The 14,371-nt window shown below is 67.7% G+C and carries 8 protein-coding genes; 3 read left to right on the forward strand and 5 right to left on the reverse strand.

From position 1 onward, the window contains the following. Window positions 1–20: 20 nt before the first annotated feature. On the reverse strand, window positions 21–1,307 hold the full coding sequence (locus tag JYG37_RS00965) for a sensor domain-containing phosphodiesterase (RefSeq protein ID WP_050014334.1): 1,287 nt from the start codon (window positions 1,305–1,307) through the stop codon (window positions 21–23). 312 nt (window positions 1,308–1,619) lie between these two features. Between JYG37_RS00965 and JYG37_RS00970 the strand changes: the two genes are divergently transcribed. Continuing rightward, window positions 1,620–3,281, forward strand: a complete 1,662-nt coding sequence (locus JYG37_RS00970; protein ID WP_213345801.1) for a Na+/H+ antiporter — start codon at window positions 1,620–1,622, stop codon at window positions 3,279–3,281. 378 nt (window positions 3,282–3,659) lie between these two features. Beyond that, the gene (locus tag JYG37_RS00975) at window positions 3,660–5,081 is read left to right on the forward strand and encodes a glycoside hydrolase family 1 protein (protein ID WP_213345802.1); all 1,422 of its coding nucleotides are present in this window, start codon (window positions 3,660–3,662) and stop codon (window positions 5,079–5,081) included. 94 nt (window positions 5,082–5,175) lie between these two features. Here the strand turns inward: JYG37_RS00975 and JYG37_RS00980 are convergent, their stop codons facing one another. Then, entirely contained in the window at window positions 5,176–8,748 is a 3,573-nt protein-coding gene (locus tag JYG37_RS00980; RefSeq protein ID WP_089488870.1) for an indolepyruvate ferredoxin oxidoreductase family protein, read from the reverse strand. Between the two features lie 1,644 nt (window positions 8,749–10,392). After that, on the reverse strand, window positions 10,393–10,950 hold the full coding sequence (locus JYG37_RS00985; protein ID WP_050014330.1) for a DapH/DapD/GlmU-related protein: 558 nt from the start codon (window positions 10,948–10,950) through the stop codon (window positions 10,393–10,395). Window positions 10,951–11,287: 337 nt separating this feature from the next. Here JYG37_RS00985 and JYG37_RS00990 point away from each other — a divergent pair, with 337 nt between their 5' ends. Continuing rightward, window positions 11,288–11,902, forward strand: coding sequence for a glutathione S-transferase family protein (locus JYG37_RS00990; RefSeq protein ID WP_050014345.1), 615 nt, complete (start codon window positions 11,288–11,290; stop codon window positions 11,900–11,902). A gap of 31 nt (window positions 11,903–11,933) precedes the next feature. Here the strand turns inward: JYG37_RS00990 and JYG37_RS00995 are convergent, their stop codons facing one another. Both JYG37_RS00995 and JYG37_RS01000 read right to left on the reverse strand, forming a co-directional pair. Next, window positions 11,934–12,902: an ion channel gene (locus tag JYG37_RS00995; RefSeq protein ID WP_050014329.1), complete on the reverse strand. Its 969-nt coding sequence runs from the start codon at window positions 12,900–12,902 to the stop codon at window positions 11,934–11,936. A gap of 165 nt (window positions 12,903–13,067) precedes the next feature. Then, window positions 13,068–14,087: a sulfate ABC transporter substrate-binding protein gene (locus JYG37_RS01000; RefSeq protein WP_050014328.1), complete on the reverse strand. Its 1,020-nt coding sequence runs from the start codon at window positions 14,085–14,087 to the stop codon at window positions 13,068–13,070. Window positions 14,088–14,371 lie beyond the last annotated feature (284 nt).

The raw sequence follows: 14,371 nt of genomic DNA on the forward strand, positions 1-14,371 counted from the left end.
CGCATCCCGACCGTGTGCCGCTACGCCGCTTGCGCGTCCTCGTCGATCCAGTCGATATCGCCGCACAGCACGCGCTGCGCATCGCCGACGCGCACGGCCACCGACAGCGTCACGCACGGCTGCGCCTCGTTGATCGACAGGTACGGCCGCGTGACCTGCACGCGCCCCGGTTCGGCGATCGCCGAGCGGAAATACGGCCGGCGCAGCCAGTTCGCGCCCTGCGCGTCCGCCAGCGGCGAAAAGCGCGCCTCGGCGAGCGCGCGATCGGCGCGCAGCACGACGTTGCGGCCCGACTGCCGGCCCTGCGCGTCGAGCAGGAAGCAGCGTGCGGCCGCGTCCAGCGCGAGGAAGTTCCAGCACACCTCGTCGAGCGGCTCGCCGCCCGCGAGGCGCTCGGCCGCCCGTTCGAACGCGCGCAGGTACGGTGCGAGCCGCTGCGCGTCGCGCCGCTCGCGCGCTTCGGTCTGCTGACGAAAGCGCTCGGTCAGCTCGCCGATGCAGCCGGTCGCGGCCGCGCTGTCGGGCAGCCCCGGCGCCGGGCGGCCGAAGTAGTAGCCCTGCACGAAATCGGCCTCGCACGACAGCGCGATCTGCGCTTCGTGCTCGGTCTCGATCCCTTCGACGAGCACCAGCTTGCCGGCCTCGTGCAGCAGCGTCACGAGCCCGTGCAGGATCGCGGTGAGCCCCGTGCGGTGCGCCGCGTGCGACAGCATGATCCGGTCGAGCTTCACGATGTCCGGGTTCAGCTGCCAGATCCGTTCGAGGTTCGAGTGACCCGCGCCGAAATCGTCGAGCGCGATCAGGAAGCCGTGCGTGCGGAACTCGCGCACGGCCTCCGCGAGCCGCTCGACGTCCTCCGCGCGCTGTTCGAGCACTTCGAGCACGATGCGCCGCGGCGGCATGCCGAGCCGTTTCAGGTTCGCGAGCAGCGCGGCCGCCTGGAACGGATCGGTGAGCACGCCCGGATGGACGTTGAGAAACAGCCACTCGCGCTCCGCGCCGAGCAGCGCGAAGTTCTCCAGATGCAGCGCCTGCGCGAGCCGGTCGAGCTGCAGCAGTTCGTCCCGGCGCGCGGCTTCGCCGAACACGTCGAGCGGCGACACGGCGCGGTCGAGCGCATCGTGCGCGCGCAGCAGCGCCTCGTAGCCCACCGCACGCTGGTGCGACAGGCTGAATATCGGCTGGAACACGGTCGTGAGCGTCAGGTCGCGGTGCTGCGTCGCCAGCCGTTCCAAGCCCGAGCTCATCTCCCGCTCGAACCGGTACGGCGACGCGGCGGCCGGACGCTCCTGTTGCACGATCGTCATACCTTCCTCCTGGTGATGCAGTCGAACGCGACGTCCGGCGTCCGGCGAAAACGACGAACGGGACGGCGCGCCATGTCATTGGTTGGACCCTCGGTGACCCGGCGCAAGCCGGGCGGCTGCTCTCCCTCAAGCAAGCTCCGTGCGAGGTGCCGACAACCCGTGCGCCATGCGGCTGTGCCGGGCGGCCGCACCACCGTGGCGCGTGTTCGACGCACCATTCCCGTGCGCACGCACCGGCCACTCGAGCGCACCCGTTACGCCGACACGCTACACTCCGTACGATCGTTTCATTCCGCGTTATTCGCCGTCTCGATGGAAATCGTTTTCACAGTCCTCATCCTGCTGCTGACCGTCGCGCTGTCCGGCGCCGTCACGCGTCTCCTGCCGTTGCAACTGCCGCTGCCGCTGATGCAGATCGCGTTCGGCGCGATGCTCGCGTGGCCGAAGCTGAACCTGCACGTCACGTTCGACCCCGAGATCTTCATGCTGCTGTTCATTCCGCCGCTGCTGTTCGCGGACGGCTGGCGGATTCCGAAACGCGAGCTTTACCTGCAGCGCCGCGCGATCCTGATGCTCGCGTTCGGGCTCGTGTTCATGACGGTACTCGCAGTCGGCTACTTCGCGCATTGGCTGATTCCCGAGTTGCCGCTGCCGATCGCGTTCGCGCTCGCGGCGGTGCTGTCGCCGACCGACGCGGTCGCGCTGTCCGGGATCGCCGGCAAGGGTCGCATTCCGCCGCAACTGATGCACATCCTCGAAGGCGAGGCGCTGATGAACGACGCGTCGGGCCTCGTCGCGCTGAAATTCGCGATCGCGGCCGCGCTGACGGGCGTATTCTCGCTGCGCGCCGCGTCGGTCACGTTCGTGATCGTCGCGGCCGGCGGGCTCGCGACGGGCGCGATCGTCGCGTGGCTGTTCAGCGCGCTGTCGACGCGCTTCCTGAATGCCGAGCAGGAAGGCGACCCGGCGCCCGGCATCGTGATGACGCTGCTGGTGCCGTTCGCGGCCTACCTGTTCGCCGAGCACCTCGACCTGTCGGGCGTGCTCGCGGCCGTGTCGGCCGGGATGATGATGAACTACACGAGCTTCTCGCGTAAAAGCACCGTCGCGTCGCGCGTGCGCGCCGAAAGCACGTGGGCGCTGATCGAGTTCGTGTTCAACGGCATGGTGTTCATCATGCTCGGGCTGCAGCTGCCGCACATCATCGGCCGTGCGCTCGTCGACGCGCACCATACGAGCGACGCGCTGGTCGGCCGGATGATCTTCAACGTGTGCGCGATGATGCTCGCGCTGTATGCGATCCGCTTCCTGTGGGTGTGGCTGCTGCGCTGGTTCGCGAGCCGCCGCGCCGCGCGCCATGGCCTCGCCGGCACGATGGCCGGCGTGCGCACGATCGCGGTGATGACGGTCGGCGGCGTGCGCGGCGCGGTCACGCTCGCCGGCGTGCTGTCGATCCCGGTCGCGCTGTCCGACGGCGCGCCGCTGCCGGGCCGCGACACCGCGGTCTTCATCGCGTCGGCCGTGATCCTCGGCTCGCTGATCGTCGCGGTGATCGGCCTGCTGCTGCGCGGCGTGCGCTCGTCGCGCAACCCGCTCGGCGACGAGGAGCGCATCGCACGCTCGGCCGCCGCGCAGGCCGCGATCCGCGCGATCGATGCGTCGCACGACGCGATCTCGACCGATCTCGACGAATCGGGCGCGGCGCGCTGCGCGGACATCTCCGCACGCGTGATGGATCAATACCGCCGACGGCTCGCCGCGCTGGCCGACGACGGCCCCACGCCGCGCGCGGAAGCGAAGCAGGCCGAAACGATGGAGCTGCAGATGCGGATCGCGGCCGTGCGCGCGGAACGCTCGGCGCTGTACCGGCTGCGCGGCGACAGCAAGATTTCCGACGAGACGCTGACGAAGCTGATTCGCGAGATCGACCTGTCGGAAACCGCGCTGTCGACGCGCAAGAAAGGGATCGTCTGACAGTAAGGCAGCGCGGTGCGCCGACCGTGCAGCCACGTGTGAAGCCCCTGCCTGCCGGCAGCCCGAGGCCGAGCCCCGTGTCATACGGCGCTCGGCCTCGTTGTTTTGGCCGATGCATGCGCGGCGCGGTCTTCAGCGGCTTTCAAAAAAATTAAACAATACATCCTTATTATTTTCTGCACGCCGACGCGATACCGATTCCCGCTCGTGCGTCGAGACGATCGACGCCATGCAAATCGGTCTCGTCACGTGTCATCGCTAACCGGGGCCGCACGGAATCGTTGATGCGATGCATGCGAAGTGTCCCCGGCTCCATGCCCATTTAATTGCTCTCCTAATCAAAATGCGCACGTCATTCCGCGCGAAACGACCGAACCCATGATCAAACCCCTCTCGCTCCAGAGCCGGCGACGCTTTCTCGCACAAGGCGCCGCCGCCCTCGGCAGCGGCATGCTGTCCGCCTGCGGCGGCGATTCGATCGACTCCGCGGACGCATCGGCCCGCTTCGCCAACGATTTCGTGTGGGGCGTCGCCACCGCGGCGCCGCAAATCGAAAGCCGCGACGGCCGAGGCCGAAGCAACTGGGATGTGTTCGCCGACCAGCCCGGCACGATCGCCGACGGCTCGACGAACGCACGCTGCATCGAATTCGAGCAACGCTACGCGGGCGACTTGTCGCTGCTCGCGAACGCGGGCGTCCGGGCGTTCCGTTTCTCGACCGCATGGCCGCGCGTGCAGCCGGACGGCGCCGGCACGCCGAGCGAAGCGGGGCTTGCCACCTATGACCGCATGGTCGATGCGATGCTGGCGCGCAACCTCACGCCGTACCTGACGTTGTTTCACTGGGACATCCCCGTATGGGCCGGCGATTTCCGCGACCGCGACATCGCGTACCGGCTGGCCGACTACGCGCAGATCGTGGCGCGCCGCGTCGGCGATCGCGTCAAGCACTGGATGATGCTGAACGAACCGAACGGCGTCGCGCTGTCGGGCTACGCGTACGGCGCATCGCCGCCGCGTGCGCAGTCGATGGGGGCGATGTTCGCCGCGATCCACCATCAGAATCTCGCGCAGGGATTGATGTTCCAGGCCGTGCGCGCGAACGTGCGGGGCGCCGCGCAGATCGGCACGACGATCAGCGGGCGGCCCGTCCTCGCGGTGACGAATTCGGCCGCCGACCAGGCCGCCGCCGCGCAGTTCGATGCGATCTGGCATCGCGCGTTTCTCGATCCGCTGTACGGCAAGGGCTATCCGGCAGAGCTGCAGACGGCGCTGGCGCCGCTCGTCCGGCCGGGCGACATGACGACGATCGCCGCGAACCCGGATTTTCTCGGCGTGCAGTATTACAACTGCTTCTACGTGAAGGCCAACGCCGGCGGCACGGGTTTCACGCTGGCCGCCAGCCCGGCAAACGAAATCCAGACGATGGGCTACCCGGTCGAGCCGTACGGGATGTCCGAGATGCTGCTGCGCGTCCACCGCGACTATGGCGCACCGCGCATCCTCGTCACCGAGACCGGGTTCGCGATCGCCGAACCCGCGCCAAGCGGCGGTTTCGTCGACGACGGCCCGCGCATCGACTATCTCGCGCGCTATCTGAACGCCGCGCACGATGCGTATCGGCAGGGCGTCCGCCTGGGCGGACTGTTCTGCTGGGCCGGCATGGACAGCTGGGAATGGTCGAGCGGCTTCGCGAAGAAATTCGGGCTGGTCCACGTCGACCCGGCAACGCAGGAACGCCTGCCGAAACGCAGTCTCGCGTACTACTCGCGCTGCATCGCCGGCAATCGCGTCGCGTAGGCGGCAAGAGCGACGCGGGCGAGGATGCCGCGAGCCGACGCGCCCGCCAGCCGTCGCGTGGCGCGGCACCCGATTGCCGCGCCGCGCGTTCGCGTTACTTCGCGACGACGACCGGAATCCCCTTCAGCATCCCCGCGCCCTTCATCTCGTCGAGCGCGTGCTGAACGGCCGCGCTCGTCGCCGCGTCGATGCCGAGCTGCAGCGCGAGCTCGCGTTCCGTGCGCTTCACGCCGGCCAGGTTGCGCACCTTCACGTGGCCGAAGCCGCGTACGCGCGCGTGCAGGTCGGCCAGTTGCACGACCTGCGCCGCATTGCCGGCGGTCAGCACGGCGAGCGCACGCGTGAGCGTGGTCTCGTAGTCGTCGGCCAGCGCGCGCTCCATCTTCCGCTCGACCGTGCGGCCGAACGGATCGAGCCACGTGCCGCGCAGGCTGCGCACGCGCGCGAGCATGCCGAGCACCGGCCACATCCACTGGCCGAACACGCGCTTCTTCGGCGTGCTGCCGTCGCTGCCGGCCTTCGCGACCGTCGGCGGCGCCAGGTTGAACTTCACGCGGTACGTCTGCCCCGGCACGCCTTCGAACTGCGCTTCGAGCGCGGTGCGGAACGCGTCGTCCGTGTACAGCCGCGCGACTTCGTATTCGTCCTTCACCGCGAGCAGCCGGTAGAACGTCGTCGCAACCGCGCGCGTCAGCGCGTCGTCGCCCTTCGCGCGCGCCACGTTCACCAGTGCCCGATAGCGCTCGACGTAGCGCGCACCGCCGTACGCGTCGAGACGCGCCTCGCGATCGGCGATCAGCTCGGCGAGCGTCTCCGGCGCCACGTGGGCGGCCACCGCGTGACGTGCGTTCCACAACGCATCGAGGCTCGCCGCGTCGCCGGCCGCCATCCGGCCGATCGAGAACGCGAGCTTGTTCATCGGCACCGCGACGTTGTTCAGCTCGATCGCGCGCATCATCGCGGCGAGCGACACCGGCACGAGGCCGAGCTGCCACGCGTAGCCGAGCATCAGGATGTTCGCGCCGATCGAATCGCCGAGGAACTTCGCGGCGAGCGCCTGCGCGTCGCAGCTCGACAGGTAGCCGTCGCCGGCCGCGTGGCGCATCTTCTCGAGCAGCGCATCCGCATGCAGGTTCGCGTCGGGGTTCTGCACGAATGACGCGTTCGGGATCCGGTGCGTGTTGACGACGATCCGCGTGCGCGCGTGACGCACCGTCTGCAGCGCCTCGGCGCTCGCACCGACGACCATGTCGCACGCGAGCAGCACGTCGGCCTGCTGCGTATCGATGCGCACCTGGTTCAGCCAGCGGTCGCTCGACGCGATCCGCACGAACGACAGCACCGAGCCGCCCTTCTGCGCGAAGCCCATGAAGTCGAGCACCGACGCGCTCTTGCCTTCGAGGTGCGCGGCCATGCTGATCAGCGCGCCGACCGTCACGACGCCCGTGCCGCCGACGCCCGTCACGAGCATGTCGAACGGCGCCGCGTCGAGGTGCGTGGCCGGCACCGGCAGCGCGTCGACGCGCGCGGCGAGCGCCGCTTCGTCGAACGCCGCGCCAGCGGCCTTCTTCAGCGCCGCGCCTTCGACCGTCACGAAGCTCGGGCAGAAGCCGTTCACGCACGAATAGTCCTTGTTGCACGACGACTGGTCGATGCGGCGCTTGCGGCCGAGCGGCGTCTCGAGCGGCTCGACCGACAGGCAGTTCGACTGCACGCCGCAGTCGCCGCAGCCTTCGCACACCGCGTCGTTGATGAACAGACGCTTGTCCGGGTCGGGGAATTCGCCCTTCTTGCGGCGGCGGCGCTTCTCGGCCGCGCAGGTCTGGTCGTAGATCAGCACGGTGACGCCCGGCGTCTCGCGCAATTCGCGCTGCACCGCATCGAGTTCGCTGCGGTGATGGAACGTCGTGCCGGTCGGGAACTGCCCGTGATGGCCGTCGTACTTCTCCGGTTCGTCGGACACGACGACGAAGCGCGACACGCCTTCCGCCTCGACCTGCCGCGCGATCTGCGGCACCGAGATGCTGCCGTCGACCGGCTGGCCGCCCGTCATCGCGACCGCGTCGTTGTAGAGGATCTTGTACGTGATGTTCGCTTTCGCGGCGACCGCCTGGCGGATCGCGAGGATGCCCGAGTGGAAGTAGGTGCCATCGCCGAGGTTCTGGAACACGTGCTTCGTGTTCGTGAACATCGCGTGCGCGGCCCAGTCGACGCCTTCGCCGCCCATCTGGATCAGGCCGGTGGTGTCGCGCTCCATCCACGACGCCATGAAGTGGCAGCCGATGCCGGCCTGCGCGATCGAGCCTTCGGGCACCTTCGTCGACGTGTTGTGCGGGCAGCCCGAGCAGAAGTACGGCGTGCGCTTCACCGCATCGGCCTCGTTCGACAGGATCTGCGGCGCGACGAGATCGACGACGCGCTCGCGGCGGTCGAGCGCCGGCTTGTGCCGCGCGAGCCAGTCGGCGAACACCGGCAGGATGCGCGACGGACGCAGTTCGCCGAGTTCGGACAGCAGGCACGCGCCCGCCGCATCGTGCTTGCCGAGCACGCGCGGGCGCGCGCCTTCGGTGCGGTTGTACAGGTAATCCTTGATCTGCTGCTCGATCACCGGCCCCTTTTCCTCGATGACGAGCACTTCCGACAGACCGTCGACGAAGGTTTCGATCCGTGTCATTTCGAGCGGATACGACAGGCCAACCTTGTAGATTCGCACGCCGGCCGCGTCGAGATCGGCGACCGTCAGGTCGAGGCGGCGCAGCGCTTCCATCAGGTCGAGGTGCGCCTTGCCGCAGGTGACGATGCCGACGTTCGCGTGCGTGCTCGGCGCGATCCACTTGTCGATGCTGTTGGCACGCGCGAAATGGCGGACCGCGTCGAGCTTCGCCGCGAGGCGCGCCTCGATCGTGAGGCTCGGCAGGTCGGGCCAGCGGTTGTGCAGGCCGCCCGCCGGCGGCGTGAAGCCTGCCGGCGCCGGCCAGCGCGTCTGCAACGCATCGAGGTCGACGGTGGAGCCGGACTCGACCGTTTCCGAGATCGCCTTGAAGCCGACCCATGCGCCCGAGTAGCGCGACAGTGCCCAGCCGTACAGGCCGAATTCGAGCATGTCGGCGATGTTCGACGGGTTCACGACCGGCATGTGCCACGCCATCATCGCGAAGTCGCTCTGGTGCGGCATCGACGACGACACGCAGCCGTGATCGTCGCCGGCGACGACCAGCACGCCGCCATGCGGCGACGAGCCGTACGCGTTGCCGTGCTTCAGCGCGTCGCCCGCGCGATCGACGCCCGGGCCCTTGCCGTACCACATCGCATACACGCCCTCGACCGTGCGTTCGGGGTCGGCCTCGACCCGCTGCGTGCCGAGCACGGCCGTGCCGCCGAGTTCCTCGTTGATCGCGGGCAGGAAGTGCACGCCGCTCGTGTCGAGGAGTTTCTTCGCCTTCCACAGCTGCTGGTCGACCATCCCGAGCGGCGAGCCGCGGTAGCCGCTGACGAAGCCGGCCGTGTTGAGACCTTGCTCGGTATCGACCGTGCGCTGCATCAGCAGCAGGCGGATCAACGCCTGCGTGCCGGTCAGGAAGATCCGGCCGCGCGTCGCGGTCAGGTTGTCGGTCAGGCGGTAGTCGGACAGGGCGGGCGGGCCGTCGACGGGCAGGCGGGCGGTCATGTGGGGAAGTCTCCGGATTGTGCTGTTGTGCTGTTCTCGGCCGTGCGCGGCGGGCGCCGGGTGACGCATGAGTGCGGCAGCGAATGGCTCTATTTTTTCGCGCGCCGCCGAGAATGTTTTTTCTCATCTTGCTCGGACCGGCGTGCGGTGAGAAAAACTGTGCAGCTTTTTAGCGGGATTTGAGAGAGTTTTCGCGCGGGGTGCCGGAGTGGGATGGGTCGGTGCTTCGCAGCGGTCGGGCAGTCTGGCGGAAAAGGCGGCGCGGGCCGTCAGGCGCGCAGCTTGGCCGGAGAATGCCGCTCGACGCCCGTGCGACAAGGGTTTCAGCGGCATCGGACCATCACTCTCACCATTGAAATGCACAGGATTCCGATTGATCGGCGGCGACGGATGTCCACAATGTCGCGCCCTTCGGCCGACCGGGCTCGCGCGCTCACCGTTCGATTGCACAGCGTTTCGAGTGGCGTCGGGGGCGGGATGTCCACATCCGGAATCGGCATGCAGGGCACTCGGGGCAGCGACGCTCACCGTTGAAATTCACAGCGCGGCAAGTGGGTTGCGGCGGTGGATATCCACATGGGAAATCGCGCGTTTCGTCGGTCCGACTTTCGCACTCACCGTTCGAATACCCTGGGCTTCGACTGGCTGCGGTGGCAGTTGTCCACGTCCGGATCTGCATTGCCTCGTGACCATCCGCGCACCCTCACCGTTGAAAACCACAGCGCTTCGAGTGTTTGAGTGGGCTGGATATCCACATGGACGGGCGCTCCCCGATGTATGGCAAAGGCACGCTTCGAAGGGTACCGACGACGGGCAATCCATGCCGGAAGCGGCTCATCACCCGATCGGGCGCCGATGCTCACCGTCGAAATACACAGTGCCGCGAGTCGTTTCGGCGGACGGATATCCACACGAGCATGCACATCGTCGTTGCTCCCGCTCTTGCGCTCGAACCTGACAGAAACACCGTTTCGCGCGGCATCGGCGGTCCAACGGCCGCATCCTGACGGGCTGCACGCCGATCGCGAGCTGACGCTCACCATTGAATTACACAGCGTGCCGAGTCGCTGGAGAAGGCGACCGGCGCATCGAAATCCGCACGTTGCGAACCGCGCGCCTGCGCTCACCGTTAGAATGCACAGCCCTTCGATTGGGGGCCGGAGCCGGATATCGACGTCGCGCGGCCCGGAGGTGATGGTCACGCATTCACGCCATTCGGCTAGAATGCGCGTCGCCCCGAGCCACGGCAACGGCTGGAAACCCACGCCAGTGCGGGCGCACCGCCAGATCGGGCGCGACACTCACCGTTGAATTTCACAGCATTTCGCTTCGTCTTGCCGCGAGTTGTCCACAACCCGCTTGATGTCTCGCGCACCGTCCGGTCTCCTCACCTGTGAAAACCACAGGTCGCCGACTCGTTTCGATGCCCGGATATCCACAACCGGGCGCACGACCAGATCTTCATCTGCCGATCGACGGACGACCCGGCGCGCGACAACCGCGAAATGCCGCAATGGCTTGTCCGGACGGCCTCAGCGGCACACTCACCGTTCAAATGCACAGCGTTTCGACTCGCTCTGGCGGAGGGTTGTCCACATCCCTCCGTCGACGCTTCATCACGCCGGCACGCGGGCCCGGGCGACTTTATTCCGCAATCGCTCGAATGATCTTCGCCGGATTGCCGCCGACCAGCGTATTCGGCGGAACGTTCCGGGTGACGACGGCTGCGGCCGCGACGACCGCGTTCTCGCCGATCGTCACGCCGCCGATGATCGTCGCGCCCGCGCCGATCCATACGTTGCGGCCGATCACGATCGGCTTCGCGACCACGCAATCGCGCCGCCGCGAAGGCTCGACCGGATGGCCGGACGTGATCAGGCTGACGTTCGGGCCGATCATCACGTCGTCGCCAATCTCGAGCCCGCCCAGGTCGTAGAACGTGCAGTTCTGGTTGACGAACACGTTGCGCCCGACCTTCATGCCGGTGCCGCCCGTTGCGTAGAACGGCGGGATCAGCGTGAAACCGTCGTCAACCTGCGTGCCGATCAGTTCACCGAACAATGCGCGTACGTCCGCCGCATCGTCGAACGTCAGGCGGTTGAGCCGCGCAGTGATCGCCATTGCTCGTTGAACCTCGGCCACCATGGCCGCCGATTCGGGCGTTCTGCGCGGAATGATCGTGATGCGGTCGTCGTTTGCCATGCGTGAGAGGGGCTCCGGTGAGTGCGGCGTTGGGTGATGCGTCGGCGATCGCGGACGGCGATGGCGTTCCTCTGTGCGGGTACGACCGAACGGGTCGGGCATCGCGTAGTCATGCGGATTTACGCCGGGGATTTCGATGAATTTTCATCACTAGTTTTTATATAACCAGTTACCCACTGAACGCCCATTGTGCAAGGCGCTACGCGGTATTTCGCCCGATTCACCGGATGCAATCGAACCGGACGCCCCCCGCCGCGCGCCCCTGTCCCAACCTCCTGCGCTCGGGTACGCTTGAGCATCCACCGGATCGACACCTGCACCCAAACGCGGAGGCATGATGAAGCTCTACTACTGGCCGAAGACCCGGGCATTCCGGGCGCTGTGGATGCTCGAGGAAATCGGCGTGGTGTACGAACTCGTGCCGATCGACCTGCGCTCGCACGAACAGGGCAGCGATGCGTTCGTGCAGGTCAACCCGATGGCCAAGCTGCCCGCGCTCGACGACGGCAGCGCGCCGTTCGCCGAATCGGGCGCCGTGCTGCTCTATCTCGCCGACCGCTGCTCGGCTGCCGGGCTCGGTGTCGCGCCCGACGATCCGCTGCGCGGCCGGTTCCTCCAGTGGATGTTCTTCACGCCGACCTGCCTCGAACCGGCGATGGCCGAGAAATTCACCGGCGCGTCGGGCAACCCCGTCGCGTTCGGCTGGGGCAACATCGCGCGCGTGCAGCGCGCCCTCGCGCAAGCGCTCGCCCATAGCCGCTGGCTCGTCGGCGAACGCTTCACCGCCGCCGACCTGCTGCTCGCGAGCACGCTGAAGATCGCGTTCGACGCGCATCTGCTGCCGCACGAAGGCGTGCTCGGCGACTACGTCGCGCGCGCCGAGGATCGCGACGCGTTCCGCCGCGCGGTCGCGATCGAACAGCGCGAAGCGGCGCGCCTGCTGCACGCGTGACGCGCAGCGGGGCCGCACCCGCCGCCCTCGATCACGCCTGCCCGACGGGCCCCGGCGCCGACGTGTCCGCGTCGATCACCACGCCCGGCGAACCGCGTTCGTCGGTGTCGTCGTCGATCGGCACGACTTCATGAAAATGCGTGTAATCGATGTGCGTGATGCCGTCCTCGTCGTGCATCAGGTCGACATAGCGGTGGCGCCAGCGGATCTCGCCATGCGCCCACGCATGACGCGCCTGCATGACCTGCGCGGTGGTCTCGTCCGAACCCTCGATCGTGATCAGCAATTGCGCGTCGCGCGCGGCGAGCGATTCGGGCGTCTCGCCGAACAGCGCGCTCGACTCGTCGATCACGTGCATCAGGTTCCAGCCGAGCAGGAAGATCGGATGCTCGTTGCGCACGAGCGGCAGGTCGTGAATCTTGCGCAGCGCGTAGCCCTCGTGCGTGCCTTCGACGCGCATCAGCCGCAGTTTCGCCTGCGCCTCGGCAATCACGTTCTGGCGGGCATTCGCGGCGCGCACCATCAGCGTCATCCGGCCGTTCAGCGGCCGCACGATCGCGTTGCGCGCGAACAGGATCTTCGCCTGCGGCCGCGAAAAACGCGCGAACACGAGCCCGGTGGCCAACGCGATGCTCGACATCCCGACGAAGATCTCGAACGTCGCGACGAGATGCGCATAGACCGTCTGCGGATGCATGTCGCCATAGCCGACGGTCGCGAGCGTCTCGACGCTGAAGAAGAATGCGCCGCCGAAGCCGGGCGGCGCCTGGTTCGCGATCGGCTCATGGCCGAGCAGATAGAGCATCGCGAAGCCGCTGTTGAGCAGCAGGAACAGCACCGCGAGCGACAGGAAGAACACGGGCCAGCTCACCGTCAGCGCGCGGTGATAGAAGTCGCGCCAGCCGAGCGGCGGCATCCCGTACGCGATCACCGGGCGGGTGCCCGACCAGATCTTGCGGCCACGGCCGCGGGAGGCTGGGGAAGACGAATCGACGTTCATCGCGCGGCGCCGGTTGCAGGAAGGCGATGAGCGTAGCACGCGCGGCGGTGGCCGGGAATGCAGGCCGCTTCGGAACCGGAAGCCGCCGCGCAGCCGCAAAAAAAGCCGGCCGCACGAGCGGCCGGCTAAATCGTCATGCGGGGTCGCGCGTGGCGCGCGCCGCGATCACTTCCGGTCGACGATCACCTGGTCGAACGTGCCGCCGTCGGCGAAATGGGTCTTCTGCGCGTTCGCCCAGCTGCCGAAGACCTGCTCGACGCTGAACGTCTTCAGCGCCTTGAACTCGGCCGCATGCTTCTTCAGCACGGCCGCGTCGCGCGGGCGCAGATGGTGCTGCGCGATGATCTCCTGCGCTTCCGGCGTGTACAGGTAGTCGAGATACGCCTGCGCGACCTTGCGCGTGCCTTTCTTGTCGACCACCTTGTCGACGACCGCGACGGGCGGCTCCGCGAGGATGCTCGCCGACGGATACACGGCGTCGAACTGCGCGCCCGATGCGCCCGTGTCCATCAGCGCGACTTCGTTCTCGAACGTGACGAGCACGTCGCCGATGCCGCGCTGCGTGAACGTCGTCGTCGCGCCGCGGCCGCCCGAATCGAGCACCGGCACGTTGCGGAAGATCGCCTTCTCGAAGTCGAGCGCCTGCGGGTCGGTCGCGCCCTTCTGCTTCTGGAAGCCCCACGCGGCGAGATACGCATAGCGGCCGTTGCCCGACGTCTTCGGGTTCGCGATGATCACCTGCACGCCCGGCTTCGCGAGATCGCTCCAGTCCTTGATCGCCTTCGGGTTGCCCTTGCGCACGAGGAACACCATCGTCGTCGAGTACGGCGAGCTGTTGTCCGGGAAACGCGCGCGCCAGTCCTTCGGCAGCAGCTGGCCGCGCTCGGCGAGCAGGTCGATGTCGTTCGGCTGGTTCATCGTCACGACGTCGGCCTGCAGCCCCTGCAGTACCGACAGCGCCTGCGCGCTCGACGCGCCGTGCGACTGCTTGATCGTGACCGTCTCGCCGGTCTTCTGCTTGTAGGCCGCGGCAAAGCTCGCGTTGATGTCCTTGTACAGCTCGCGCGTCACGTCGTACGACACGTTCAGGATCGACGTGTCCGCGTGCGCGGCCGTCGCCGCCACGACCAGCGCCGCCGCCGCGCCCGTGTGCAGCCAGCGACCGATCCCCTTGATGCTTGCCATCGTGATATGCCCCGTTTCCAGTGGTGGTGAATGTGCGTGACCGCCCGCGTACGCGCTGTCATCGAAACGTAAGCGGGCATTCTAGCGGCCGGCCGCGGCGCGCCTTCCAATCAGTCGTGGAAAGCAAATCTCGAAATATGCTAAACGACGGCCGGGGCTCGCGCGCGCCGCCGCCCCGGTGTTAAGATCGCCGCTCAGCCCACTCACGGTTCATCCATGTCCGCTTTCCTGCGCTCGCCCTCGATCCTCGCCGCCGTCGCGGCAGGTGCGCGCGCGGCCGGGCT

Origin of the sequence: Burkholderia sp. LAS2 (assembly GCF_018417615.1) — a bacterium.
Classification (GTDB): domain Bacteria; phylum Pseudomonadota; class Gammaproteobacteria; order Burkholderiales; family Burkholderiaceae; genus Burkholderia; species Burkholderia sola.